A 26,002-nucleotide genomic window follows, 5' to 3' on the forward strand; every position below is an offset into this window, starting at 1 on the left:
CCAGGGCGGGCGGGCGGTCACCACGGCGGTCAGAAGCGCATCTTGCTGGTCTTGCGCCCGGCGCTCTCCAGCTCCATCAGCTTCTGCTCGTAGGCCTCCTCGGCGGCGTCCATGCGTTGCTGCAGGCGGTCGGCCAGCTCCTGCTGCTTGTGGATCACCTTGGCGGTGGTGACGATGCGGTCCATCACCGCGTGGGTGATGGCCATCTCGTTGCTCACCTTCTCGGCGAAGCGCGGCTCCAGGCTGGTGTACCAGGCGAGGTTCTCCTCCATGATGGTGAAGAGCCGCTCGGCCAGTTCGTTCGCCTTCTCCGTGCCGCCGGCCTTGTAGAAGGACTCGATCACCGGCAGCATGATGCGGTCGAAGGGCACGTTGCGCTCGGGCATCTTCTCCATGGTGAGGTTCAGCACCTTCAGCGCGTCCTCCTTGCGGCCCTCGTCGGTGAGCGCGTCGGCCAGGCTGCTCAGCTGCAGGCGCAGGTTGGTGGTCATGCGCAGGATGTTCTCATCCAGGTAGATGTCCTCCTGGCTGTCCATGTTGCCCCACACGAACTTGTTCATCACGTTGTCGAACATCACGTCGGTGCCCACGCGGCCGCTCAGGTTGGGGTTGTCGTTCTTGGTGAAGATGGGCACCAGGCGGTAGGTGAGGCCCTCCAGCTGGAAGTGGTTCTGCAGGCTCAGGTAGCTGTCCGGGCCCGTGGTGACGGCGAAGTAGATGGGGCGGTCCCAGTTGAAGTTGGCCAGCAGGTCGAGCACCATCAACTGGTTCTTCAGCAGCACCTGCTTGTTGATCTGCCAGTCCACGTTGTCCACGATCAGCGCGGTATCCTTCAGGGCCACGGTGCCGTTCTGCACCACCTTGGCGCTGTCCACCGGGATGCGGAACTTGTTGGTGGGGAAGTAGGCGTCCTTGGTGCCGCGCGAGAAGAGGGGTTGCATGTTGCGGTCGTTGGCCACGAAGTCCATGGCGGCCTTCACGTCCACGTACACGCCCTTCTGGTTCTGGCTGGGGATCACCGCCACGATGTCGCGGGTGCCCTGGCGGTACTTCTCGGGGGCCAGGCCGAAGGGCACCGGGGCGCTCTCGTAGGCCTGGCGGCGCATCTGATCGATGTACCAGTCGGTGTTCAGCAGGCTCAGGTTCACGATGCGGATGTCCGTGCGGATGCCCTCCACCTCCTGGGCGTACCACAGGGGGAAGGTGTCGTTGTCGCCGTTGGTGAAGAGGATGGCGTTGGGGGCGCAGCTGTTCAGGTAATCGCTGGCCAGGTCGCGCGCCGGTGTGCGGATGGAGCGGTCGTGGTCGTCCCAGGTCTCCGACATCATGTGCAGGGGCACCAGCAGGCCCAGGGCCGAGGCCAGCAGGGCGGGCACCCGTTCGCCGCGCGTGGCCTTGCCCAGCAGGTGGAAGAGCGCGAGCGCAGCGCCACCGGCCACCGCGAGGTAGAAGATGGAGAAGCTCACGGCGTGGTCGTCTCCGCTGATCGTCTCCACCAGGAACTTCAACAGGCCCAGACCCAGGCCGCCGCCCACGGCGTAGACCAGATCGCGCTGCGAGAGCGAGCGGGCCGCATCGAACAGGGCGTACACGCCCAGGCCGATCCAGATGGCGAAAGCGTAGAAGCTGCCCACGTAGGCATAGTCGCGCTCACGGGGCTGCAGGGGCGTCTGGTTCAGGTAGATCACGATGGCGATGCCCGTGAAGAAGAACAGCAGCATCACCACCGACCAGTCGCGCAGGTGGCGGAACAGCTGGTACACCAGGCCGATGACTCCCAGCAGCAGGGGCAGCAGGTACAGCTTGTTGTAGGCCTTGTTCCAGGTCATGCTGCCGGGCAGGTTCTTCTGGCTGCCCAGGCGCTGCTCGTCGATCAGGTCGATGCCGGTGAGCCAGTTGCCGTCCACGATGTTGCCGTGGCCCTGCACGTCGTTCTGGCGGCCGGCGAAGTTCCACATGAAGTAGCGCCAGTACATCCAATTGAGCTGGTAGTCCACGAAGAAGCGCATGTTCTCCCCGAAGGTGGGCTTGTTGATGATGGTGGGCTTGCCTTCGCGGTCGGTGGTGCGGATGGGGGTGCCCTTGAAGCGGCTCCAGGACTTGTACTCCTCCACATGGCCGCGCTGGTTGCTGTACATGCGGGGGAAGAGCATGGTGAAGCGCGGGTCGTACACCGGTTCGGTGCCCTTGCGCGGGTCGGTGATCACGTAGGCGTGGTCGATCTCGTGGCCGGGGTTGGCCTCCAGCCAGTGCTGGGCGGTCCAGCGGTCGTAGAACTGCTTCACCGGGCGGCCGCCCTTGGTGGCCTGCCAGGTGGCGGTGTACACCGGGGTGCCGTCCTCACGCTCGTTGCTGAGCTCGCTGTCCCAGAACTGGCCCAGCAGCAGGGGGCGGTCGCCGTACTGCTCGCGGTTCAGGTAGCTCAGCAGGTTGAAGACGTTCTCCGGGTTGTTCTCGTCGATGGGCGGGTTGGCGGTGCTGCGGATGACGATGAGGGCATAGGTGCTGTAGCCCACGATGATGACGGACACCCCGAGGATGATGGTGTTGAGGATGTCGCGGCCCTGGCGCTGGCTCCAGAGCAGGCCCCACACGATGAGGCCCACCAGCAGCAGGCCGTACACCAGGTTGCCGGTGTTGAAGGGCAGGCTCATGTCGTTCACGAAGCGCAGCTCGAACCAGCCGGCCGTCTTCACCAGGCCGGGGATGATCACCGCCTGGATGGCGCCCAGGATCAGCGCGCTGATCACCAGGGTCCACAGCACGCCCATCGGGGTCACCTTGTGCTTCTTGAAGTAGTACACGAAGGCGATGGCCGGGATGCACAGCAGGTTGAGCAGGTGCACGCCGATGCTGAGGCCCATGAGGTAGGCGATGAGGATGAGCCAGCGCTTGTTGTGGGGCTGGTCGGCCTCGCTCTCCCACTTCAGGATGGCCCAGAACACGATGGCGGTGAAGAAGCTGGAGAGCGCGTACACCTCGCCTTCCACGGCGCTGAACCAGAAGCTGTCGCTCCACGTGTAGGCCAGGCTGCCAACCAGGCCGCTGCCCAGGATGGCGATGGTGCGTCCGGCGGTGAGGGCCTCCCCGTCGCGCGTGGCCAGCTTGTGGGCCATGTGGGTGATGCTCCAGAACAGGAACAGGATGGTGAAGGCGCTGGCCAGGGCGCTGATCACGTTGATGGCCACGGGCACCTGCTCGGGGCTTACGAAGGCGCTGAAGGCGCGGGCCAGGATCATGAACAGGGGTGCGCCGGGCGGGTGGCCCACCTCCAGCTTGTAGGCCGTGGCGATGAACTCCCCGCAGTCCCAGAAGCTGCTGGTGGGCTCGATGGTGGCGATGTAGGTGATGGCGGCCACCAGGAACATGAGCCAGCCGGTGATGATGTTGAGGCGCTTGAAGTCCATGCGGGGAAAGGTCCGGGGGATGTTGGCCTGCCTACCCCCCACGGGATCAGGGGGTTCCGGCAAGGCGAGGGCGAAAGTACCGAAAGGTGGCCGGAGGGGGGCGTGCGTTGTGCTGCGACGGTGGGGCGGATGGGCGCTGAGGCCCCCTACCGGGGCCGCGGACCGTTCCCTTGTGCGGGGTTGGCCGTCAATGCCTACTTTTGCCGCGCTTTGGCGGAACCCCACCCCCGGAGCCCAGGTGCACCGATGGCCGATGGTGTAACTGGCAACACGTCTGATTTTGGTTCAGAAGAGTCCAGGTTCGAGCCCTGGTCGGCCAACTCTGAGTCCGGAGCCCCGCGATGAGCGGGGCTTCGTGTTGTTGGGCCGGACAGGGCGAGAAGTTCATCCCGCGTGGGGCGTGTTGGCGCCGCGGAGGGCGGGAAGCCCTGGTCGGCCAACGCTGAGTCCGGAGCCCCGCGATGAGCGGGGCTTCGTGTTGTTGGGCCTCCCTTGCCTGTCACGCATGACGGCAGGCCCACCAGCTCATTCCACCACCAATTTGGTTCCACTCAACCAGGTGTCCGGGGTGCTGAGGTGCAGGAAATAGAGCCCCGCAGGAAGAGCGGAGATCGGAAAGCTGGAACTGGACGCCGATGCAGGGAGCGGTTCCTCCATCACCAGCCGGCCATCGGCGCTGATGAGGCTGAGGCGCAGCGCTCCCTTGCGCAAGCCCTCCGGCAGGGCGATCCCTACGGTAACGCTGCCGCCGCCGGCCACCGGGTTGGGCCACACGCGCAGGGCATCCTTCAGGTTGGTGACCTGTGCGGTGATGCCGGTGACCAGGTCGCAACCCGGCTCCACGCAGCCCAGGCTGTCCACCTTGAGCACCCAGACATCTTGACTGAGGCCGGGCGGGTTGTTGCCACTGACGCTACCATAGGCCGCACCCACGGCCACGAAGCCGCCATCGGGGGTGGGTTGCACATCGCGCAGGGTGCCCTCGCCGTCGGCCATGAGGCTATCGTAGTAGAAGTACTCACGCATCCACAGGCTGTCACCCTGGCTGTTGGTGCGCAGCAGCAGGCCCTTGCTGTGCGGTATGCCGCCCATGGTCTGGTAGTAGCGCTGCCCGCAAGCGATCAGGTCATGGCTGCCGGGCACTTCTGCCAATGCAAAGAAGCCGGTGCCGAAAAAGGCGGTGCCGTAGGTCTTGTCCCATAGCTCGTTCCCAGACGTATCAAGCTTGACCAGGTTCGGCCAATGCTGTTGATCATTGCCACCACTATACTTGCCTGCAGCGTACGTGATGTTGCCGTCTGAGGTAGTAAGCACCGCTGCGTTAAAGGAGGTCTCAACAGGCAGTCCTCGAGGTTGCTGCCAGATCAAGTTCCCTACACTATCGGTCCGAACCACCCACTGCACCACATTGTTCAATGTCAATGGATACTCACCACCGATGCAATAACCACCATCAGCCAGGATGTCCACCGATGTGGCATAATCCAACCGGGTCGGGTGGCCGTAGGTTTGCCACCACTGTACGTTGCCTAAGCTGTCGGTCTTCAGGAGGAAGATGTCCTGGAAGCCGGTGGCGCTGGTCACTCCTGTGAGTATGAAGCCGCCATCGGGCGTGTTCTTGTGCTGGTAAGTGATCCATTCCATCGCACTGGGTAGGATCTCGATGTAAGACAAAGGCTCGCCACTGGAACTGAACCAGTACAAGGCAGTACGCATTGTATCCGTGGGGTCCACTGTAGTTCCAACAACACTTATGCGGCCATCGGGCAGAACGATGGAAGAGTTCGACCAGCCGGGGTAACCTGCTTTCAGTGGTGTGTCCAACCGGTAGGAAGCGAACTCGTTCCCGTTGTCATCGATCACCACGGTCATCAATTTCGAGCTATAGAAAAGTGAATCGATCCAAGGAGAGTTGCAGACCGCAATGAACTGGCCACTGGCATTCTGTTCGATCGCCCAAGCAAATTGTGCGTTGCCCGGAACGATCGGGTCATACCGGCGATTGAGCGTTTGTGCTGCTGCACTGGAGCCGAGGCTCCAGTGCAACACTGCCACAAGCAGCACACTGATGGAACGGTAGTCCATCGCTTAGCGCAATGCGATGAACCTGGCGCCGCTTACCAATATGCCATCGGCACGAAGTGTCACCGCATATAGCCCGCCATGGAGCAGGTCCTTTCTTAGTTCCACGATACCTCCGCTTCGCTGGAGCCTTTCGGAGAGGATCAATCGGCCCAGGGCATCTCGCACCTCCAACCAACCGGATTCCGCACCTTCGGGAAGCTGATAGGTCACATATACCTCCCCTTTGCTGGGGTTGGGGTACACACCCAGCCACTGCTGTGGCATCGGGGCCAGGGCGGCACGGCCACCCATGAACATGCGCGTGCCGTTGCCGGGCAGGATCATCTCGGCAGCTGGACGCTGGTTTTGCGCTGCGGCCAGCCATGCGCTGGCAGGTATGGCGCCTTGTTCCTCGGCTTGGTAGCGCTGTGTGTCGATCATCATGGTGCTCATTCCACGATCAGTTTCGTGCCGCTCAACCACGTGTTGCCATTGGTCAAGTGAAGGTAGTACAGTCCACTGGCCAAGCGACCCACATCCAGCACGTTCTCGCCGGGTACCACCGGGATGGCCAGCACCTCCTGGCCTTGGGTGCTCACCATATGTAGCCGCAATTCCTTCTGTAAGGAGCCTCCTTGTGGCAGGGTGATCTTCACCGTGGCTCGGTCTCTGGTTGGGTTGGGCCATACGCTGAGCGCATCTTTCAGGTTGGTAACCTGCGTGGTGATGCCCGTGATGATGTGGCAGCCCGGCTCTATGCAGCCCATGCTGTCCACGTTCACCACCCACACATCCTGGCTAAGACCCGGCGGGTTGTTGCCACTGATGCTACCATAGGCCGCACCCACGGCTACGAAGCCGCCATCGGGGGTGGGCTGCACATCGCGCAGGGTGCCTGCACCATCGGTCATCAGACTGTCGTAGTAGAAGTACTCACGCATCCACAGGCTGTCGCCCTGGCTGTTGGTGCGCAGCAGCAGGCCGACCCTGTATGGTATTCCTCCTATGGTCATGTACCATTTCTGACCGCAGGCGATCAGATCGAAAGAGCCAGGTACTTCGGCGACCGAAAAAAAACCTGTCCCGAATTCCGCTTCACCATACGTCTTGTCCCAGAGCTCATTTCCTGCCGTATCCAGCTTGACCAGATTGGGCCAATGCTGCTGGTCGTTACCACCACTGTACTTGCCTGCAGCGTACGTGATGTTGCCATCTGAGGTAGTAAGCACCGCTGCGTTAAAGGAGGTCTCAACAGGCAGTCCTCGAGGTTGCTGCCAGATCAAGTTCCCTAGACTATCGGTCCGGACCACCCATTGAACCACATTGTTCAATGTCAGTGGGTACTCACCTCCGATGCAATAACCACCATCTGGAAGTATGTCCACTGAAGTGGCATAGTCCGCGCGCGTCGGGTGGCCGTAGGTTTGCCACCATTGCACATTGCCCAGGCTGTCGGTCTTCAGCAGGAAGATGTCCTGGAAGCCTGTTGCACTGGTCACTCCGGTAAGGATGAAGCCGCCATCGGGCGTGTTCTTGTGCTGGTAAGTGATCCAGGAGCGGGAGTTCGGCAGGATCTCTACATGGTCCAACAGCATGCCTTGCTCACTGAACCAGTACAACGCGGTACGATTGGTATCGCCCGTTTGGTAGGTGCCGCCTGATACCACGATCCTTCCATCTTGAAGCACCGTAGAGCAGTTGGACCAGCCTACATAGGTTGCTCGGGCTGGTTTCCAAAGAGTGTCTTCGCTCAAAAATTGACCCGTGTCACCAAAGCGCTCCATACCCACGATGGAACTCCAGTAGAGGTTTGTAGTGGTATCAAGGTATTCTCCATTGGAGAACACCAGGATGTCTTCATCAGGGTTCTGTTCCACCGAAAATGCGAAGCGTGCGTATTGCCATCCGAAAGCATCATGGCGCACGTTGAACCCCTGTCCCAAGGCTGGGGACCACCAGATCGCGGTCCCCAACGTTGAGATTAACAGGAAGAAACGGCTCATTGCCATGCTCTACCGGAGTACTACCAACTTGGTGTGCGCCACATAGATGTCGTCCGCGTATAGCATCAGTACTACCGTTCCCGGCGACAAGCGTCCCTGGGAAAGATCCACTATACCACCCGAGCCGGAGAGTGACTTGTTGAGCAGTGGCCTACCTAATAGATCACGCAGTTCCAATCTGCCTTGTTCTGCGCCTTCGGGAAGCTGGTAGGTCACATATACCTCCCCTTTTGTCGGATTGGGATACACGCCCAATAGTTCCGGCAACGTCGCGCTGCTTGCACCCTTTCCGCCAAGGAACATTTTCGTGCCGTCGGAAGACAGGAGCAATTTTTCAGTTCTCATTCTATCATCAACTTAGTCCCGCTCAACCAAGTATCCGGTGTGCTGAGGTGGAGCATGTAGAGGCCGGAGTGGTAAGCTGAAATTGGAAAGCTGTACCTGGAAAGAAATGCAGGGAGCTGTTCTTCGCGGACCAACTTTCCATCGGCGCTGATGAGGCTGAGGCGCAGCGCTCCCTTGCGCAAGCCCTCCGGCAGGGCGATCACTACGGTAACGCTGCCACCGCCGGCCACCGGGTTGGGCCACACGCGCAGGGCATCCTTCAGGTTGGTGACCTGTGCGGTGATGCCGGTGACCAGGTCGCAACCCGGCTCCACGCAGCCCAGGCTGTCCACCTTCAAGACCCAGACATCCTGCGAGGCACCGGGTGGGTCATTGCCGCTCATGCTTTGGATCATGACACCAACAGCGGCGAAACCGCCATCTGACGTTGGGGTGACATCATTGAAGTACCCGATCCCGTCGTTCATTATGCTGTCCGTGTACCAATAATGCCGCAACCACAGGCTATCGCCTTGGCTATTGGTGCGGCACAGGAAACCATCGAAGAACGGGTTGATGGGAGTGCTATAACCGCAGGCGATCAGATCTCCACCCGGTACAATTTCCTGCACATCCAAGATCAGCGCACTATGTGTGGCCACATCATATTCTTGGGACCAGAGTATGCTGCCGGTGCAATCCACCTTGACGAGTTGCGGCCTTTGATCGGTGCCATTGCCAGTTGGTCTACCACTACCATATACGAAGCTGCCATCGGAAAGCGCGAATAGATGCGCCTGCCCCAGATCTTGATACTGAGTGCCATTGGTAAAGGACCAGATCTCATTCCCAAGGCTGTCCACCCGCAGCAACCAGGGGTCCCACGAGTTGTTGCCCACCCCTTTCACGCCGCCGATGTAATAGGTGCCTTCCGGTGCGGGTTCGACGCTCCAGAAATAGTCGTCGTAGGTAGTGGTTCCGAAGAGTTGCGACCACTCCAGTTGCCCGGCACTGTCGGTCTTCAGGATAAAGGCCTGAATGTCATTCCCAATGAGCGCATCACCGACCAGAACGAAGCCATCGTCATGGGCTTTGTTCATCTGCCTTACGATGTATTGTGGTAAAGCCTCTATCTCCGCGTATGTAATTGCAAGGCCGCTCGCATTGAACCAATACAAGGATGGAAGACCAACCAAGCTCGTGTCCACTGAATTTCCTCCGATCACGAATTTACCGTCGGGTAATTGTACCATTGATCGACTGCGTCCATTATAGGTTAGCTTATCAGGCACATCGATGTGGGAAACTGAGACATAGCCACCACTGCCATCCAGAATCAACAGGTTAGTGGTTGAACTCCAATAAAGGGAGTCATAGATCCACCCACCGTTGGCGGAAATGGCATAGTGCCCATTGTCCAACTGAATGATCGCCCTACCCAGCTGCCCTAGGCCTGCTCCGATAGTATCCAGCCGCAAATGGAAGCCTTGCCCTGGTGATCGGGAGGCAAAACTCCCCATCAGCAGTGCGAAAAGGCCCCAGCGCACAGCAAGCTGCTGCATCGCTTAGCGGATCACCGTGAACTTCGCAGAGCCGACAAGCATGCCTGAGCTGCTCAGGACCACCTGATACAGTCCTGGGGTCAGGTCGGATGGAAGTTCCGTAATACCGCTCGAGCTCTCCGGTCGCCTTTGCCAGATGATCCTTCCTCTGGCATCATATACCTGTAGCTCAGCAGCGCCCAAGCCCTCTGGTAACGTGTAGGTGATGAAGGCCGCTCCCTGGCTGGGGTTGGGGTACACACCCAGCCACTGCTGTGGCATCGGGGCCAGGGCGGCACGGCCACCCATGAACATGCGCGTGCCGTTGCCGGGCAGGATCATCTCGGCAGCTGGACGCTGGTTTTGCGCTGCGGCCAGCCATGCGCTGGCAGGTATGGCGCCTTGTTCCTCGGCTTGGTAGCGCTGTGTGTCGATCATCATGGTGCTCATTCCACGATCAGTTTCGTGCCGCTCAACCACGTGTTGCCATTGGTCAAGTGAAGGTAGTACAGTCCACTGGCCAAGCGACCCACATCCAGCACGTTCTCGCCGGGTACCACCGGGATGGCCAGCACCTCCTGGCCTTGGGTGCTCACCATATGTAGCCGCAATTCCTTCTGTAAGGAGCCTCCTTGTGGCAGGGTGATCTTCACCGTGGCTCGGTCTCTGGTTGGGTTGGGCCATACGCTGAGCGCATCTTTCAAGTTGGTGACCTGCGTGGTGATGCCCGTGATGATGTGGCAGCCCGGCTCTATGCAGCCCATGCTGTCCACCTTCACCACCCACACATCCTGGCTGAGGCCGGGCGGGTTGTTGCCACTGATGCTTCCGTAGGCCGCACCCACGGCCACGAAGCCGCCATCCGGCGTGGGCTGCACATCGCGCAGGGTGCCTTCCCCATCGGTCATCAGGCTGTCGTAGTAGAAATACTCACGCATCCAGAGGCTGTCGCCCTGGCTGTTGGTGCGCAGTAGCAGGCCTTTGCTGTACGGTATGCCGCCCATCGTCTGGTAATAGCGCTGCCCACACGCGATCAGGTCATGGCTGCCGGGTACTTCTGCAAGTGAGAAGAAGCCTGTGCCGAAAAAAGCGGTGCCATAGGTCTCGTCCCATAGCTCGTTGCCAGCCGTATCAAGCTTGACCAGGTTCGGCCAATGCTGTTGGTCATTGCCACCACTATACTTCCCTGCGGCGTATGTGATGTGACCATCTGATGTAGCGAGCACCGCTGCGTTAAAGGAGGTTGTAAGCTTCCCCATTGTTCGGCCAGGTGATAGTGGAGGTCAGGCGGTTTTCCCCGGCCCCTTCAAAGGCCTGGGGAAAACCGGCTGACCGGTCGGGGGCTACCTTCAACCGATCGTAGCCATGAGAAAGACCAAGTTCACCGAGCATCAGATCGTCGCGATGCTCAAGCAGCATGAGGCTGGTGCCAAGGTGGCCGACATCTGTCGGGAACACGGCATCAGCAACGCCACGTTCTACCAGTGGAAGGCGAAGTATGGCGGCATGGATGCCAGCCAGCTCAAGCTGGTGAAGGAACTCCAAGAGGAGAACAGCCGCCTGAAACGCATGTATGCGGAGCTGAGCATGATGCACGACTCCCTCAAGCAGGTGGTGGAAAAGAAGTGGGGGTCTGACGAGAAGCGCGAGATCGTGCAGGCCCTTATCACCGAGCATGGACACACCCAGCGGCAAGCGTGCCGCATGGTGGGTCTTGCTCGCAGTACCGCGCAATACCGCAAGCATCCGCCCGACGACACGATGGTGATCGGCGCATTGGACGACCTGGTGACCAAGCATCCGGCCATTGGGGTGTGGCAGTGCCATCACCGCATACGCTTGATGGGTCATGTGTGGAACTTCAAACGTGTCTACCGGGTGTACACCGGCATGGGGCTCAACATCCGTCGGCGGACCAAGAAGCGCCTGCCTGCACGCGTGAAACAGGCCTTGTTCCAGCCACAGGCCCCCGACCAGGTATGGAGCATCGACTTCATGCACGACACCTTGTGGGATGGCCGCACCTACCGCATGCTCAACGTCCTGGACGACTACAACCGCGAAGTGCTGGCCATGGAAGTGGACACTTCTTTGCCTGCCTTGCGTGTGATCCGCGTGCTTGAACGCCTGAAGGAACAACGCTCACTGCCGGCCATGATCCGCGTGGACAACGGGCCGGAGTTCATCAGTGCCAAGCTTGACCACTGGTGCCGAGAGCACAAGATCACCCTCACCTACATCCAGCCCGGCAAGCCCACCCAGAACGCTTACGTGGAGCGTCTCAATGGCAGCATACGCCGTGAGCTCCTCGGCGCCTACGTCTTCCGCACACTCGAAGAAGTGCGCTTGCGCACCACCGAGTGGATGTACGACTACAACCATCTTCGGCCTCACAAAGCACTCGGTTACCGGCCACCTGTGCTCATCCATCCCTAACAACAAATGCCCCTGAGACCTCCAGTTATCGCTGGCCCGACTTCAGGGGAAGCTTACAAGGTCTCAACAGGCAGTCCTCGAGGTTGCTGCCAGATCAAGTTCCCTAGACTATCGGTCCGGATCACCCATTGAACCACATTGTTCAATGTCAGTGGGTACTCACCTCCGATGCAATAACCACCATCTGGAAGTATGTCCACTGAAGTGGCATAGTCCGCGCGTGTAGGGTGGCCATAGGTCTGCCACCATTGCACATTGCCCACGCTGTCGGTCTTCAGCAGAAAGATGTCTTGGAAGCCGGTGGCATCTGTGACGCCGGTCAAAACAATGCCACCATCACGGTCTCGCTTGCATTGATAGGCGATCCAATCGGAAGGCGAGGGTTGTATCTCAATGTATCCCGATGGGTTGCCATTGGCATCGAAGCGATAAAGCAAGATGCGGTGGAGATCCGTGGTATCAGTAGTTGCGCCACCTCCAATGAACGAGCCATCTGGAAGCTTGTCTGTGGGGTTGGACCAGCCCGGGAATGCATCAACAAGAGGCGTGTGGAGGATCTCATCGGATAGGCTCGCACCTGATGTGCCGTTCACGACCAACGAGCCTGTGCGCGAATTGTAGAACAATGAATCGATCCATGGGAGTTGATTATGCACCACCAGGATGTTGCCGTTGTCCAGGAGCTCCAATCCCCATGCGAATTGAGCATTACCCGGTACGATAGGGTCATAGCGCTTATTGAAACCTTGAGCCAGCACCGGGGTCCACCAAACGGTGGACCCCAGAGCCAGCCAGAAGAGCAGGATGCGTACCGCAACCATTGTCAACGCACCACGATCAGTTTGGTGGTGGCCATGCGGATGCCATCCGCATAAAGGATCAATGCCAGCGTACCTGGCGGGGTGCGCAAATGGGAGAGGTCCACGATGCCGCCGCCTTGTGCCAGCCTTTCAGTGTGCAAGATCCTACCCAGCAGGTCGCGCACTTCCAATTGGCCTTGTTCTGCCCCTTCAGGTAGGGAATAAGTCACATACACCTCCCCTTTGCTGGGGTTGGGGTAAACGCCCGGTAGTTCCGGCAGGGACGCAGTGCTTGCACCCTTTCCGCCAAGGAACATTTTCGTGCCGTCGGAAGACAGGAGCAATTTTTCAGTTCTCATTCTATCATCAACTTAGTCCCGCTCAACCAAGTATCCGGTGTGCTGAGGTGGAGCATGTAGAGGCCGGAGTGGTAAGCTGAAATTGGAAAGCTGTACCTGGAAAGAAATGCAGGGAGCTGTTCTTCGCGGACCAACTTTCCATCGGCGCTGATGAGGCTGAGGCGGAGCGGCTGCTGACGCAGGCCCTCGGGTAGAGTGATCTCTACGGTGACATTGCCGCCACTGGCGACCGGGTTGGGCCACACGCGCAAGGCATCCTTCAGGTTGGTCACTTGACTTTCTATTCCGGTGATGATGTGGCAGCCGGGATGCACACAGCCCATGCTATCCACTTTCAGTACCCACACATCCTGCGAGGCACCGGGTGGGTCGTTGCCAGCGATGCTGCCCAGCATGGTGCCAACCGCGATGAAGCCGCCATCACTGGTCGGGGTCACATCGAAGAACAGTCCAGTGCCGTCGTTCATGATGCTGTCCGTGTACCAGTAGTGGCGGAGCCAAAGGCTGTCGCCCTGGCTGTTGGTACGCAGCAAGAAGCCATCGATGTAAGGCGTGATCGGCACGCTGGTGCCGCACGCGATCAGGTCGCCGCTTGGCTGGACGTATTTGACACCCAAGATGCTAGCGCCATGGGTAGCCACGTCGTAGGTCTTCGACCACAGTATGGTACCGGCAGTATCCACTTTGACCAGCTGCGGACGTTGATCCGTGCCGTTACCCGTAGGTTCGCCACTGCCGTATACAAAGTTGCCATCTGGCAAGGTGACCAGGTGAGCCTGTCCAAGATCATCGAAAGGGGTACCGTTGGTGAAGGACCAGATCTCATTGCCCAAACTGTCCACACGGAGCAGCCAGGGATCCCAGGAGTTGTTGCCCACCCCCTTTACCCCGCCGATGTAGTAGGTGCCGTCGGGTGCACGTTCGATGCTCCAGAAGTAATCGTCGTAGGTAGTGGTACCGAACAGTTGCGACCATTCCAGTTGGCCGGCGCTGTCCGTCTTCAGCAAGAAGGCTTGAATGTCCGGGCCAACTCGAACATCGCCGACCAGCATGAACCCATCGTCGTGGGCCTTGTTCATCTGCCTGACGATGTATTGCGGTAAGGTGGCTATCTCAGCGTAGGAAAGTGCCTGTCCATAGACATCGAACCAGTACAAGGCCGGTAGGCCGACCAAACTCGTGTCCACCGCATTCCCGCCGATCACGAAACGGCCATCACTCAATTGCACCATTGATCGACTTCGCCCATTGTAGGTCAGTTTATCGGGCACGTCTATGTTTGAGACAGAGACGTAACCCCCTACGCTGTTCAGAATGATCAAGCTAGTAGTGGAACTCCAGTAAAGGGAGTCGTGTATCCAAGCACCATTGCTTGAGATCGTAAAATCCCCATTGTCCATCTCAAGGATGGCCCTGCCAGTTTGCGCCCAGCCGGGGCCAATGGTGTCAAGGCGCAGGTGGAAGCCCTGTGCCACTGCATGGGAGCAGATGCTCCCATGCAGTGCAAGCACAAAGCCCGCACGGACCATGGCTGAGCACATTAGTGTACCACAGTGAACTTGGTCGAACCGACCAATGAGCCATTGCTCCGGAGGACACCTTGGTACAAGCCGGCACGCAGTGCAATGGGTATTCGTACAATGCCGCTGATCTGGCCGGTCACCTGCTGCCAGATCATCCGCCCAGTGGCATCGAACACTTCCACTTCGGCAACGTCCATCCCTTCGGGCAGCGTGTAGGTGAGGTAGGTCTCCCCTTGGCTGGGGTTGGGGAATACTTCCAAGTATTCCGGCTCGGTCATCTGCGCTACTGCTTGTGGCAATAGCTGTAGCGATCGGTTCATGTTGGGAAGCTCTACGTTGGCTTCGGGCTGTATGCCGTTCGCAGCGGCCAACCAGGCATTCGCGGCGCTGGTACCAGGCCCGCTACCCGTTGCGATCGCGCTCAACTGCGCTTCCAGCCCGGGATCCAGAGCCTCCATATCGAGGCCATTCTCCAGTTGGTACAGGTAAAGGTCCTGCACCTCCCACCAGGCGGCGTGATCGACGGCCAATGTAGCGTTGACACAGGCGCGGGCGCTGGCCAGGTCGTTGTTGGCCAGGTGCAGGAGCATGATCTGTTCGGCACTGCCTTCTACCGGGTACTGCTGGTGCAGAGCGATAGCCTCAGCAAAGGTGACCGTAGGCGCCTCTTCATAAGCTTGGCTGGTGTATGCCTGCAATGCGCGAGTCTGCTGCAGCCGCCAGTAGCTCAGTTCGCTCTGCTTGATCATCTGCATGCTCATGCCGCCCTGTTCGCTCGCCACCAATTGCTTGTAGTTGGGCATCAGCGCGCTGTTCTCCAGCATAGCCCTTACGGGCGGCTCCAAGGGGCTGTTGGCGATCAGGGCTTGTGCGAGGTGCCAGGGGTTCATGTCCCCGATCCGGTTGAAGACCTCCTTCCACACCTCATCGCTCACTTTGGGGGCCACCAACATCAATTGGTTGCGGATGGCGTAGCTGCCGTTCCCCGGATCGGTCACGAACCCTTGCAAGCCTTCCGGGTCGCCTCCATCGGACCAATCGTCGTACACCGCTTTCAGCAGGGTGTATTCACCGGCTGCGTTGGCTGCGGCTGCGAATTGATCACCCGCCGAAGCCATCATCAGGTTTTGGGGACCTGCACATCCATTGTAGGGTTCACCGGTGTTACTGTTGATCGAGGAGCTCAGTGGAAATGACATACACGTTGGAACCACCTCCACGTTTGGATCTGGCGCATGGTGGTGGTAGGTGAAGATGTTGATGCCTGTAGGGCCGCCATCGTTGTAGAAATGCTGTTCGCCGGTGCAGTTCAGGGCGAAGGTGTTCCCTGCAGGGTCGGGTACAGGGAATGTTGCGCCTTGCTGCGGAGATACGGTGACATTCCCACCGGTGAAGGCGATGTCGAAGGCGTTGTTTGCCAGACTGCCGTATTGGTTGCATCGGAACTGCAGACCATCGTTCAGGCCCTGGATGGTCGTACCGGCGCTTTCGATGCCAACGCAACTCTGGCAATCGAAGGCATCATAGCGGTTGTTCGCAAACGTATTGCTCACATTTCCGATGTCCTTGAAGGTGCTGCCCACGCAGGCATGGTCGTTGTTGGCGGGTACTGTACTGAAGTAGTTGTCCTCGAATGTGATCGAGCTGGTGCCCTCCAGGTAACTCCCATAGACCGGGGCACCGAAACCCTGACCGATCATGTCCAGGTCCGGCTCTTTGAATTCACAACCGGTCACCCGTGCATTGGCCGAGGACCAGATACCAAGTCCATGCCCACACCCACCGAAATAAGTGTTGAAGACGAACACGGGTTTGCCATTGCCATTCGCCGATAGGCAACCGGCCTGTAGCGTTTCAAAGCTGGGTGTGCGGGGCATGGCTGGTGCCCCTTGGTTCTGATCCACGACCCGCAGGTCCGTGTTGATGCTCTCAATGCCGACGCCCCATGCCGCCACATTGTTCGCGCTGATGTTGGGGTTGCTGTTCTCGAACACACCCCCCCTCACCCAGGTGCGAGGGTAGTTGCTCACGTAGAGATGCACCTTGGGGGTCTTGTCGGAATAGTTGAGCGGCCCGGTGGTGAGGAAATCGCACTCCCAGAACTTGGTCACCGTGAAGTCATTCGCGCAGCCGCCGCCGCTGCCGCAGGAGTAGGGCCTGAGGACCACATCATGGATGTTGTTCTCGAAGATGGCATTGGTGCAGATCACCCGGGCACCGCGCTGGGTGGCTGTGCTGCCGATGGGGTCGTTGATGTCCGCATTCCCGGCCAACACCCCAACAAAGGCGTTCTTGATGGTGGCCCCGGTGGCTAGTTCCACAGTGGCTTGATTGCCTGGGCTCTGCGGCAGGTTGGTGTTGCCCAAGGCCATGATGCCATCCCACATGCCATCGCCGCAGGGGCCGATGTTGGTGAGCGTAGCGCCCTGCACCACCACCAGTTTGCCGCCCGGCTGCACCACGATGTTGGTCGTGTAGCCCACGCGGCGGCTGTCCGCGAAGCTGATAGTGGCGCCGTTGTTGATGGTGAGCGTCTTGCCGGCAGGGATCACGATACTGCCGCGCACGTTCATGCTGCTGCTCCAGGTGGTGCTGGTCGCGGTGAGGGTGTAGACGTTGCTTGGATCGTAGGGATACAGGGCGTGGAACGCGGCGTACAGGGCCGGGTCGCTTTCGCAGCCGTGGAACTTGATCAGGTAGCCATCCTCCCAGGTGTGGCCGGTATTCCCGCACACCACCAGGCCACCATCATCGGCCTCCACCACCTGGAAGCTGCACTGCCGCTGTCGGAGGTTATCGGGGTCACAAAGGGGCGTTACGCCCATCACCGCATCCGCGTCCCAGGTGCCCTCCCAGTTCACGCTGCCGTCGGCGAGGTCCAATTCGGCCATGTAGCTGTCGCTGAGCCAATGGCCCCAGTCGGAGAGGCCCGCCGTGGGCCAGTCGAACTGGTCCGGCGTGTTCGGGTCGTTGTCGTGGTCGATGGTATACGTGTTGGTCAGGCAGTTCTGGATGTCCTGGCTCAAGGCGGACCACTGCAAGGGCGCGGTGCTCTGGGTGCTTTTGGTACTGGAGATGATCACATGGCCGTTGGCGCGTTGCCGTGCGGCCAACAGAATGTCATAACCGCGCATGGGGCCGAGGTCCGCCGGAGCCGCCCAAAGCTGGTCGCCGTTCAGGTCTATGCGATACACCCGGCCCGTGGCTTGGTGATCGGGCTGCGCGCCATAGCCTGCGGTGAAGTCTGTCAGGACCGGCCAGATGATGCTGGTGTTCTGAACGTCCACAGCGAACTGGACCCGGTTCGCACTGCAATTGGAGTTGGACGTCAGCGCATATTCGGTGGCGTCCACACCGGTATCCTCGAACCAGGTCGGTGTTTGCCCACTACCATCGAAGTACAGCAGGAATGCAGTGAAACCAATGGGTGTTCCCGCGGCGAACTGCCACCGCATGCCGGTGACCGCGTATTTGTCCTGTGCCGGGTCAGGATGCCGAGTGATATGGAACGCTTGGCTCTCCAGCCAATTGGCGTCCGGCCACAACGCGCTGAGGTACGCTTCGTCCATGATGACTTTCCAGTTGAGCATGCCGTTGGCGTCCAGGTCCACCATGAAGGGCCGTTGTGCCAAGGCCGGATCGCTCGAGCCGGCACGCCGGTAGCCGACCACGCGATAGCCACCATCCCCGTCGGGATCGGTCTCTACCAACGAGTAGCCGTATGTGCGACCGTTGCGGGCCAGCGAGGGGTCATCGTTGCTCCCATAGGCATGGTTCCAAAGCACATGGCCATTGGTCAGATCGATCTTCAGCACGGCCATCTTGCCCGCTTGGGCATCGCACGGGATGTTCGGATCGCCCAGGTCCACCAGCGGCTGCCCGGTGGTGGGGTTGTAGTAAATGGGCTGTTGGGCCCAGGGCGTATTGGGCCACGGAGCGATGCTCAACCCATAGCCGGTGACAACGAGGTCACCGTTCCGGTCCTGAATGATGCCTTGGAACAAACCGCCCATGAAGGTATGGTGCCACTGGGGGTTGCCGTCCAGATCGAAGTAGGCCACCGTGCCGGTGATCATGCCCAACCGCCTCTCCTTGGTCTCCAAGATCGGCACGTACGGATCGCCCGACACGCTGAACGACTCGCAGTGGGCGTTCGTGAACCCCCAGTTGGGGATATAGGAATATCCGGCTACGGCATAGCCGATGTGCTCGCCGTTCGCATCACGCACAAGGCAAACGTCGTTGAACCAGTCCACCCCCGAGTCTTCGGGATCCACGCTCGTGCTCAGGGGCACGGACATGGGATTGTAGCTCACCGGGGTTGAGTTGGTGATGTACGAGTACAACGTGCCTTCCGGTCGTTCGGTCAGCGCTTTGATGCGCTGCCATTGCACCCCGGGCAACTGGGCTGGCACCTCAGCGCCTATGAACAGGAAGAGAACTACCCCCCCTTGTGAATAACGTGTTCAATACACGGCAAAACCAGCCTGGTTGCAGGCGAACGGTGTGGGCTCCAGTAGGGATCATGGCGTTGAGGATCGGTGAAGGAGAGGGAACGTAATTCGCAGCTAGGTCGATCGAAGATAGTGCTGCCGGGTGATCGACGAACGATGGGTGCGCCTATCTTCATCTATGATATACGCGTCTGCCGTGTCGGCGTCGACCGGAGGCGAGTGCGGACGGCCCCTACGCCCCAATGCGCCTCTCCTTGACGATCCGCGGCCGTCCTCTACCTTCGAGCACCAACCCCTGCGCATGGAACTCCTCACGCCACAACGCCGCCTGGCCTTCAAGGGTCAGGGCGGCGACCTCTTCGCGGTGCTCATCGTCAACTGGCTGCTCACCATGGTCACCCTGGGCCTGTACTACCCGTGGGCCAAGGTGCGCCGCCTCAAGTACTACTATGAGCACACCGAGCTGGACGATCATCCCTTCCACTTCCACGGCACGGGGCGCGAGATGTTCATCGGCTTCATCAAGGCGGTTGGGCTGCTGGCGCTGCTCTATGGGGCCTTCTTCGGGCTGGCCATGCTGCAGGAGGCCTGGGCCAGCGTGCTGGGCTTCCTGGTGCTCTTCGGCGGCCTGTTGCTGCTGCTGCCGCTCATCATCCACGGCACCTACCGCTACCGCATGAGCCGTAGCAGCTGGCGCGGCATCCACTTCGGTTACCGGGGCGATCGCAACGAGCTCTACCGCATCTGCCTGCGCGACGGCCTGCTCACGCTCGTCACCCTGGGCATCTACGGCAGCTGGTTCACCATCAACCTGCGCAACTACGTGATGAGCCATGTGCGCTGGGGCAGCTCGCAGTTCGCCTACAAGGGCGATGGCCTCGACTTCTTCCTGATGAACCTGAAGGGCTACTTCCTCACCCTGTTCACCCTGGGCATCTACGGCTTCTGGTGGCAGAAGGACATGTTCCACTACTACGTGGACCACCTGAGCTGGACCTTCACCGATGGGAAGCGCCTGCAGTTCAAGGGCACGGCCACCGGGGGCGGCTTCTTCGGGCTGATCATCACCAACGTGCTGCTGGTGATCTTCACCCTGGGCATCGGCTACGCGTGGGCCGAGGTGCGCACCATGCGCTACATCCTGGCGAACATCACCCTGGTGGGCGATGCCGACCTCAACAACGTGGCGCAGACCGAACAGGAGCACAAGGGCGCGCTGGCCGAGGAGCTGGGCGACCTGATGGACATCGGCATCTTCCTGTGAACGACGGGGTGGAGGCCGTCCTGTACGACGGCGTGAGCAGCAGGCCACTGGAGGCCCGCGTGAGCGTGCGCGAGCCGAACGCGCTGGTGGTGGAGCACGGCGGCGAGCGCTTCACCTGGCCGCTGGAGCACGCCGGCATGCAGTGGGAGCGCACGCGCGACACGCTGCGCATCACCTTCGGCGAGTTCCCGCGGCGGGTGCTGATCGTGCGCGATCCGCTCTTCATCAGGAGCTTCGTGCTGCGCATGCGGTACACCGGCCGCCAGGGCGTGTACGACCGCATGCTGGGCCTGGCGCGCAGCGGTCCAATGCTCTTCTTCCTGGGCGTGGCGGTGCTGCTGGTGGCCAGCTACGTGTGGCTGCTGCCGTGGGCCGCCGAGGGGGTGGCCATGCTGATGCCGCGCACGGTGGACCGGCAGCTGGGCGAGGCCGCCTGGGGCACCATGGTGCGCTCGCTGGACGAGGACACCGCGCGCAGCCGCACCCTGCAGCGCTTCGGCGAGGCCCTGCAGTTCAGCCCGGACCACCCGCTCACCTTCCACGTGGTGGACGACGAACAGGTGAACGCCTTCGCCCTGCCCGGCGGGCACATCGTGGTGTTCACCGGCATCCTGGAGCGCATGGACCGGCCCGAGGAGCTGGCTGCGCTGCTCGCGCACGAAGGCACGCACGTGCAGGAGCGCCACAGCACGCGCATGCTGATGCGGCAGCTGGCGAGCTACGTCTTCCTCAGCCTCATCATCGGCGATGCCAGCGCCATCGCGGCCGTGGTGGCCGAGCATGCGGACAATGTGCGCAACCTGTCGTACTCGCGCGGACTGGAGACGGATGCCGACCGCCATGGCATGGAGCGAATGCACGCCCGGGGCGTGGACCCCCATGGCATGGTGGACCTGCTGAAGCTGTTGCAGGAGGAGGCTGTGGACATGCCGGCGGCCATGGAGTTCCTCAGCAGCCATCCGCTCACCGCTGAACGGGTGGCCGAGGCCGAGCGCCTGGCGGCGAAGCTGGGGACACCTGCTGTCGCGCGGCCCCCGCTGGACGGGCTGTTCCAGGCGCTGCGGGAGGAGGAGGAGGAAGTGGTCTCGGAGGAGGTGGTGGCGGAGTAGGCTCACCCCTTCACCGCGATCCCCAGCTCCTTCAGCTGTTCCTGATCGATCCGGCTCGGCGCGTCGATCATGGTGTCGCGGCCCGCGTTGTTCTTGGGGAAGGCGATGAACTCGCGAATGTCCGTGCGGTGGCCGAAGAGCGCCACCCAGCGGTCGAAGCCGAAGGCCGCGCCGCCGTGCGGAGGTGCGCCGTACTCGAAGGCGTCCATCAGGAAGCCGAACTTGTAGCGGGCGTCCTCGTCGGTGAAGCCCAGTACGCGGAACATGGCCTCCTGCATGGCGCGGTCGTGGATGCGGATGCTGCCGCCGCCGATCTCCGTGCCGTTGATCACCAGGTCGTAGGCGTTGGCGCGCACGCGGCCGAGGTCCTGCTGGTCGAAGAGCTTCTGCGCATCCTCGGGCTTAGGTGCGGTGAACGGATGGTGCATGGCGTGCCAGCGTCCGGTCTCCTCGTCCTGCTCCAGCAGGGGGAAGTCGATCACCCACAGCGGCTTGAACACCTTGGGGTCGCGCAGGCCGAGCTGGTCGCCCAGGTGCAGGCGCAGCTCGTTCAGTTGCTTGCGGGTCTTGTCGGCCTTGCCTGCCATGACGCAGAGCAGGTCGCCTTGCTTCATGCCGAAGCGTGCGGCCCAATGCTGGAGCTGTTCCGGCGTGAAGAACTTGTCCACCGTGCTCTTCAGGCCCTCCTCGGTCCACTTCACGAACACGATTCCCGTGGCCCCGATCTGCGGGCGCTTCACGAAGTCGATGAGCGCATCGGTCTGCTTGCGGGTCCAGCCGGCGCAGCCTTCGGCATTGATGCCCACCACCAGTTCGGCCTCGTCGAAGACCTTGAACCCCTTCCCGTGTACGAGGTCGTTCATCTCGTGGAACTTCATCCCGAAGCGCAGGTCGGGCTTGTCGCAGCCGTAGCCGCTCATGGCCTCGTCGAAGCTCATGCGCGGGAAGGGGCCATCGAAGGTGATGCCGTGGATCGCCTGGAACAGGTGCTTCGCCAGGCCCTCGAAGGTGTTCAGGATGTCCTCCTGTTCCACGAAGGCCATCTCGCAGTCGATCTGCGTGAACTCGGGCTGGCGGTCCTGGCGCAGGTCCTCGTCGCGGAAGCACTTCACCAGCTGGAAGTAGCGGTCGAAGCCGGCCACCATCAGCAGCTGCTTGAAGGTCTGCGGGCTTTGGGGCAGCGCGTAGAACTCACCCGCGTTCATGCGGCTCGGCACCACGAAGTCGCGGGCCCCCTCGGGTGTGCTCTTGATGAGCACGGGTGTTTCCACCTCCAGGAAATGCTGTGCGCTGAGGTAGTTGCGCACCTCGATGGCCATGCGGTGGCGCAGCTCGAAGTTGCGGCGGATGTTGGCGCGGCGCAGGTCGAGGTAGCGGTATTTCATCCGCAGCTCGTCGCCGCCGTCGGTCTCCTCCTCCATGGTGAAGGGCGGCGTCTTCGCGGCGTTCAGCACCTTCAGTTCGGTGACGATGAGCTCGATCTCGCCGGTGGGCATGTGGGCGTTCTTGCTCTCGCGCTCGCGCACGGTGCCGGTGGCCTGCACCACGAACTCGCGGCCCAGCTGGCGCGCCTGCTCGCACAGCCCCTTGTCGCGCTCCATGTTGAAGCTGAGCTGGGTGATGCCGAAGCGGTCGCGCAGGTCCACGAAGGTCATGCCGCCGAGGTCGCGGGCGCGTTGGACCCATCCGGCGAGGGTCACGGTCTTGGTGGCGTCGGTGAGGCGAAGCTCGCCGCAGGTGTGCGTACGGTACATGGGGAAGCGTGGCGGGCCGCGAAGATACCGGGCCGCGCCGCTCGTGGCGGGGCGAACCGGCCGGCCCTGCCGGGGCAGCGCGGTGCAGCTCCCGGGCCATCTTCGGGGAAAGTCCACGCTCATGCGCCACCCGGTCCTTGCCGCCGCCGCCCTGGCCCCGGCCCTGTCCCTGGCCTGTTCCTGCTTCGGCCCGCAGACCTTCTGCGAAACCCTGGCACCGCCCTATCCCGAGCCGCAATGGTGGGTGCCGGACAACATCATCCTCGCCGTCAAGGAAGGCAGCGTGGCCTACGGGGCCGATGTCCGGGTGGTGCAGACCTTCAGCGGAGCCCTGGTGCCGGGGGCCGTGGTGCGCGTGTGGGGCGACTGTGGCCTGCTCTGTCGTCACTATGTGGATGGTGTGGCCGATGGGGATACCGTGCTGTGGGCGATCCAGGATTGCGACCTGTCCGGCAACGGTGGTTGCGGCACCAGCCTGGAGTCGCCCACGGACCATCAGCTTTCGATCTGCGGGGTGTACTGGCTAAGCTATGCGAACGGGGTGGTCTCGGGTCCGTTGCTCACTGAGGGCGCCACCGAGAGCATGACCCTGGCCGAGTTCGACACCTTCGTCGACGGATGCCTGGCCACGTCGGTGCCTGATCCGGGCGGGTCGGACGAGGCGGAGCTGCTCATCCGCAACGACCGGCTGCATCTGGTCGGTGGGGCGGAGCTGCGCGAAGCGGAGATCACGGCCTGGGACCTCACGGGTCGCGCGCTCTTCAGCATGCCGGTGGGGCCGGGTGAGCGCAGTTGGGCGCTGCCTGCGGGATCGTCCGCCGTGCTGCTGGTGGAACTGCGCACACCGGACCGCCGCCTGGTGCGGCGGTTGCTGCGGCCGTGAGCCGAAGGCTCATTCGGCCATCAGGGCGGCGCGGCAGGAGGCCAGGGCATCCACCACCGCCGGGTCGGACTTCGGAGGCCGCAGGTCGAGGGCTTCGAGCCGCTCGCGGATCAGCCGTCCCACCAAGGCCCGGCTCTCCCACTGCTCATCGGCGGGGATGATGTACCACGGCGCATGAGGTGCGGCCGTGGCCCCGATGGCCTGTTCGTAGGCGTGCATGTAGGCGTCCCAATGGGCCCGCTCCGCCACATCGTTCGGGTTGAACTTCCAGTGCTTGGCCGGGTCGTCGATGCGCTCCAGGAAGCGCTTCTTCTGCGCGGCCCGGCTCATGTGCAGGTAGAACTTCATGATCACCGTGCCGCTCGCGGCCAGCTGCTTCTCCCAAGCGGTGATCGCTTCGCAGCGTGCGCTCCAAAAGGCCTCGTCGATGTCCTTCACGCTGCTCACGCCGGGGATGTTCTGCCCCAGGATGAACTGCGGATGCACCCGGGTCACCAGCACCTCCTCGTAGTGGCTGCGGTTGTGGATGCCGATGTGGCCGCGCTCGGGTACCGCCTGGACATGCCGCCAGAGGAAATCGTGGCTCCGCTCCAGCGAGCTCGGCGCCTTGAAGCTCCACACGCGGACACCCTGCGGGTTCACGCCGCTCATCACATGCCGGATCGCGGAATCCTTGCCGGCCGCGTCCATCGCCTGGAAGATGAGCAGCAACGCATGGCGCCCCCCGGCGTACAGCAGTTCCTGAAGGTCGCTGATGCGCTCACGGTCCTTCTCCAACCGCTCCTTCAGCTCCTTTTTGTCCCCCTCCTCGGGCAGGTCCGTCACATGGTCCTTCAGGCGGAAATGCCCCGGGGTGTCCACCACCAGGCGCGGGTCGTTCAGCAGGTGCTTCATGGCCGGTGAAGCTACGCGCGGGGGAATGGGGGGCCGTACGATCTTTACGCCGCGATCGCACGGTCATGGTCCCAAGGGTCAATTCTCCGTTCACACGCTTCGCCAAGCGGGTCTCGCTCGTCACTGGCAGGCCGGTCACCTTCATCCTGGCCATGGTGGTCATCCTGGCCTGGGGCATCACCGGGCCGTTGTTCGGGTTCAGCGACACCTGGCAGCTGGTGATCAACACGGGCACCACCATCGTCACCTTCCTGATGGTGTTCCTGATCCAGAACACGCAGAACCGCGACACCGAGGCGCTGCAGATCAAGCTGGATGAATTGATCCGCGTCCAACAGGAAGCGAACAACGCGTTGCTCGATCTGGAGGAGCTGGATGACGATGAGCTGGAGCGGATCCGCGCGATCTATCTGGCCTTGGCCCGGGAGCAACGGGAGCGGGATGGATGAAGGATGAGCGCACCTTCGGACGCCCGTTCGACCTGATCGGTATCGCTCCCGGCTCCGGGCTGCGCACATCCGGTGGGCGGACAGTCCCGGAAGCGGCTCATGTCCATCAGGCCCCGGCCTTGTACACAGCGAAGATCATGCGCAGCATGCCGAGGTAGTGAGGGATCCGGTCCGCCGGGTCGAAGCCGGAAGCCACGGCCTCCACCACCCACCCCCGCGAGATGAGGCTGCAACAGGCGACCAGGTGATCCTCCTCCGCCTTGGTGAGCCGGCGCAGTTCGCCGGCGGCGACCAGAGCGCGGAAGCAAGCACGCAGGTCGTTCATCCGTCGCTCCTGCCGTGCGGCATAGCCCCGGCGCATCCGCGGATCGCGCTCCAGCGCCCGGGTGATGCTGGTGAGCAGGCAGCGGTAGTGCACATGGTTGGAAAGGAGGGCTTTGAAACGCCGGAAGAACTCCGCCAGCGAGCGCACCTCGCCGTTCGGGTAGATGGCATCATTGGCGGCGGCGAGGCCCTGCCCGATCGCCAGAACGATGCGCTCCTTGTCCGGGAAGTAGTAGGTGAGGTGGCCCGGTCGCATGTGCAGGGCCTTCGCGATCTCCCGCACACCCACGTACTCGATGCCATACCTGTTGAACAGGTCCAGGGCTGTCGACAGGATCCGTTCGCGTTTCTCCTGCCCCTTGGTCGTGATCTTGTGTTCCGCCATATATTTGGACAACGTCCTAATGTACGCAC

20 protein-coding genes and 1 tRNA gene are annotated in these 26,002 nt (G+C 61.5%); 6 read left to right on the plus strand and 15 right to left on the minus strand.

Annotated elements, in window-relative coordinates:
- Positions 1-29 precede the first annotated feature (29 nt).
- The gene (locus IPM49_12750) at positions 30-3,407 is read right to left on the minus strand and encodes a DUF2723 domain-containing protein (GenBank protein ID MBK9275390.1); all 3,378 of its coding nucleotides are present in this window, start codon (positions 3,405-3,407) and stop codon (positions 30-32) included.
- Between the two features lie 247 nt (positions 3,408-3,654).
- On the opposite strand from IPM49_12750, the gene IPM49_12755 reads away from it, so the two are divergent.
- Positions 3,655-3,727, plus strand: a tRNA-Gln gene (locus IPM49_12755).
- A gap of 205 nt (positions 3,728-3,932) precedes the next feature.
- Here the strand turns inward: IPM49_12755 and IPM49_12760 are convergent.
- From IPM49_12760 to IPM49_12790, 7 genes are read right to left on the minus strand one after another with little or no spacing between them, the layout of a single operon-like run.
- Complete coding sequence (locus tag IPM49_12760; GenBank protein ID MBK9275391.1) at positions 3,933-5,492, minus strand: T9SS type A sorting domain-containing protein; 1,560 nt, start codon at positions 5,490-5,492, stop codon at positions 3,933-3,935.
- 3 nt (positions 5,493-5,495) lie between these two features.
- Complete coding sequence (locus IPM49_12765) at positions 5,496-5,954, minus strand: T9SS type A sorting domain-containing protein (GenBank protein MBK9275392.1); 459 nt, start codon at positions 5,952-5,954, stop codon at positions 5,496-5,498.
- Complete coding sequence (locus IPM49_12770; GenBank protein ID MBK9275393.1) at positions 5,921-7,474, minus strand: T9SS type A sorting domain-containing protein; 1,554 nt, start codon at positions 7,472-7,474, stop codon at positions 5,921-5,923. Before IPM49_12770 ends, IPM49_12765 begins: the two co-directional genes overlap by 34 nt.
- A 9-nt stretch (positions 7,475-7,483) precedes the next feature.
- On the minus strand, positions 7,484-7,819 hold the full coding sequence (locus tag IPM49_12775) for a T9SS type A sorting domain-containing protein (protein ID MBK9275394.1): 336 nt from the start codon (positions 7,817-7,819) through the stop codon (positions 7,484-7,486).
- Positions 7,816-9,360, minus strand: coding sequence for a T9SS type A sorting domain-containing protein (locus IPM49_12780; protein ID MBK9275395.1), 1,545 nt, complete (start codon positions 9,358-9,360; stop codon positions 7,816-7,818). Before IPM49_12780 ends, IPM49_12775 begins: the two co-directional genes overlap by 4 nt.
- Before the next feature lie 3 nt (positions 9,361-9,363).
- Positions 9,364-9,789, minus strand: a complete 426-nt coding sequence (locus IPM49_12785; protein ID MBK9275396.1) for a T9SS type A sorting domain-containing protein — start codon at positions 9,787-9,789, stop codon at positions 9,364-9,366.
- Positions 9,786-10,565, minus strand: a complete 780-nt coding sequence (locus tag IPM49_12790; protein MBK9275397.1) for a T9SS type A sorting domain-containing protein — start codon at positions 10,563-10,565, stop codon at positions 9,786-9,788. The genes IPM49_12785 and IPM49_12790 overlap by 4 nt, the downstream gene beginning before the upstream one ends.
- Positions 10,566-10,704: 139 nt before the next feature.
- On the opposite strand from IPM49_12790, the gene IPM49_12795 reads away from it, so the two are divergent.
- The gene (locus IPM49_12795) at positions 10,705-11,775 is read left to right on the plus strand and encodes an IS3 family transposase (GenBank protein MBK9275398.1); all 1,071 of its coding nucleotides are present in this window, start codon (positions 10,705-10,707) and stop codon (positions 11,773-11,775) included.
- 53 nt (positions 11,776-11,828) lie between these two features.
- On the opposite strand, the gene IPM49_12800 is transcribed toward IPM49_12795, so the two are convergent.
- The 4 genes from IPM49_12800 to IPM49_12815 form a co-directional block, all read right to left on the minus strand.
- Positions 11,829-12,596: a hypothetical protein gene (locus tag IPM49_12800; protein MBK9275399.1), complete on the minus strand. Its 768-nt coding sequence runs from the start codon at positions 12,594-12,596 to the stop codon at positions 11,829-11,831.
- A gap of 2 nt (positions 12,597-12,598) precedes the next feature.
- Positions 12,599-12,934 carry a T9SS type A sorting domain-containing protein gene (locus IPM49_12805; protein ID MBK9275400.1) on the minus strand — a complete coding sequence of 112 codons (336 nt, stop codon included), beginning with the start codon at positions 12,932-12,934 and terminating at the stop codon, positions 12,599-12,601.
- A complete protein-coding gene (locus IPM49_12810) occupies positions 12,931-14,205 on the minus strand; it encodes a T9SS type A sorting domain-containing protein (protein ID MBK9275401.1) in 1,275 nt (424 codons plus the stop codon). Before IPM49_12810 ends, IPM49_12805 begins: the two co-directional genes overlap by 4 nt.
- Before the next feature lie 269 nt (positions 14,206-14,474).
- On the minus strand, positions 14,475-18,872 hold the full coding sequence (locus tag IPM49_12815) for a T9SS type A sorting domain-containing protein (GenBank protein MBK9275402.1): 4,398 nt from the start codon (positions 18,870-18,872) through the stop codon (positions 14,475-14,477).
- 340 nt (positions 18,873-19,212) lie between these two features.
- Between IPM49_12815 and IPM49_12820 the strand changes: the two genes are divergently transcribed.
- Positions 19,213-20,175: a DUF898 domain-containing protein gene (locus IPM49_12820; GenBank protein ID MBK9275403.1), complete on the plus strand. Its 963-nt coding sequence runs from the start codon at positions 19,213-19,215 to the stop codon at positions 20,173-20,175.
- The gene (locus IPM49_12825) at positions 20,172-21,284 is read left to right on the plus strand and encodes a M48 family metallopeptidase (protein ID MBK9275404.1); all 1,113 of its coding nucleotides are present in this window, start codon (positions 20,172-20,174) and stop codon (positions 21,282-21,284) included. The genes IPM49_12820 and IPM49_12825 overlap by 4 nt, the downstream gene beginning before the upstream one ends.
- Positions 21,285-21,286: 2 nt before the next feature.
- Here the strand turns inward: IPM49_12825 and aspS are convergent, their stop codons facing one another.
- Positions 21,287-23,038, minus strand: coding sequence for an aspartate--tRNA ligase (gene aspS / locus IPM49_12830; protein ID MBK9275405.1), 1,752 nt, complete (start codon positions 23,036-23,038; stop codon positions 21,287-21,289).
- 121 nt (positions 23,039-23,159) lie between these two features.
- Here aspS and IPM49_12835 point away from each other — a divergent pair, with 121 nt between their 5' ends.
- A complete protein-coding gene (locus IPM49_12835) occupies positions 23,160-23,921 on the plus strand; it encodes a hypothetical protein (protein ID MBK9275406.1) in 762 nt (253 codons plus the stop codon).
- 9 nt (positions 23,922-23,930) lie between these two features.
- Here the strand turns inward: IPM49_12835 and IPM49_12840 are convergent, their stop codons facing one another.
- Complete coding sequence (locus IPM49_12840; GenBank protein MBK9275407.1) at positions 23,931-24,815, minus strand: polyphosphate kinase 2 family protein; 885 nt, start codon at positions 24,813-24,815, stop codon at positions 23,931-23,933.
- Between the two features lie 65 nt (positions 24,816-24,880).
- Here IPM49_12840 and IPM49_12845 point away from each other — a divergent pair, with 65 nt between their 5' ends.
- Entirely contained in the window at positions 24,881-25,264 is a 384-nt protein-coding gene (locus IPM49_12845) for a low affinity iron permease family protein (protein MBK9275408.1), read from the plus strand.
- 106 nt (positions 25,265-25,370) lie between these two features.
- Here the strand turns inward: IPM49_12845 and IPM49_12850 are convergent, their stop codons facing one another.
- The gene (locus IPM49_12850) at positions 25,371-25,973 is read right to left on the minus strand and encodes a TetR/AcrR family transcriptional regulator (GenBank protein MBK9275409.1); all 603 of its coding nucleotides are present in this window, start codon (positions 25,971-25,973) and stop codon (positions 25,371-25,373) included.
- Between the last annotated feature and the right edge of the window lie 29 nt (positions 25,974-26,002).

Source organism: Flavobacteriales bacterium (assembly GCA_016715895.1).
In the GTDB taxonomy this organism is placed as follows: Bacteria; Bacteroidota; Bacteroidia; order Flavobacteriales_F; family PHOS-HE28; genus PHOS-HE28.

Excerpts from the sequence above, each read along its gene's own strand:
- IPM49_12820 (MBK9275403.1), top strand. The coding sequence starts at position 19,213 with ATGGAACTCCTCACGCCACAACGCCGCCTGGCCTTCAAGGGTCAGGGC.
- IPM49_12800 (MBK9275399.1), bottom strand. The coding sequence starts at position 12,596 with ATGGTTGCGGTACGCATCCTGCTCTTCTGGCTGGCTCTGGGGTCCACC.
- IPM49_12845 (MBK9275408.1), top strand. The coding sequence starts at position 24,881 with ATGGTCCCAAGGGTCAATTCTCCGTTCACACGCTTCGCCAAGCGGGTC.
- IPM49_12760 (MBK9275391.1), bottom strand. The coding sequence starts at position 5,492 with ATGGACTACCGTTCCATCAGTGTGCTGCTTGTGGCAGTGTTGCACTGG.
- IPM49_12840 (MBK9275407.1), bottom strand. The coding sequence starts at position 24,815 with ATGAAGCACCTGCTGAACGACCCGCGCCTGGTGGTGGACACCCCGGGG.
- aspS (MBK9275405.1), bottom strand. The coding sequence starts at position 23,038 with ATGTACCGTACGCACACCTGCGGCGAGCTTCGCCTCACCGACGCCACC.
- IPM49_12780 (MBK9275395.1), bottom strand. The coding sequence starts at position 9,360 with ATGCAGCAGCTTGCTGTGCGCTGGGGCCTTTTCGCACTGCTGATGGGG.
- IPM49_12835 (MBK9275406.1), top strand. The coding sequence starts at position 23,160 with ATGCGCCACCCGGTCCTTGCCGCCGCCGCCCTGGCCCCGGCCCTGTCC.
- IPM49_12795 (MBK9275398.1), top strand. The coding sequence starts at position 10,705 with ATGAGAAAGACCAAGTTCACCGAGCATCAGATCGTCGCGATGCTCAAG.
- IPM49_12775 (MBK9275394.1), bottom strand. The coding sequence starts at position 7,819 with ATGAGAACTGAAAAATTGCTCCTGTCTTCCGACGGCACGAAAATGTTC.
- IPM49_12750 (MBK9275390.1), bottom strand. The coding sequence starts at position 3,407 with ATGGACTTCAAGCGCCTCAACATCATCACCGGCTGGCTCATGTTCCTG.
- IPM49_12805 (MBK9275400.1), bottom strand. The coding sequence starts at position 12,934 with ATGAGAACTGAAAAATTGCTCCTGTCTTCCGACGGCACGAAAATGTTC.
- IPM49_12785 (MBK9275396.1), bottom strand. The coding sequence starts at position 9,789 with ATGAGCACCATGATGATCGACACACAGCGCTACCAAGCCGAGGAACAA.
- IPM49_12850 (MBK9275409.1), bottom strand. The coding sequence starts at position 25,973 with ATGGCGGAACACAAGATCACGACCAAGGGGCAGGAGAAACGCGAACGG.
- IPM49_12770 (MBK9275393.1), bottom strand. The coding sequence starts at position 7,474 with ATGAGCCGTTTCTTCCTGTTAATCTCAACGTTGGGGACCGCGATCTGG.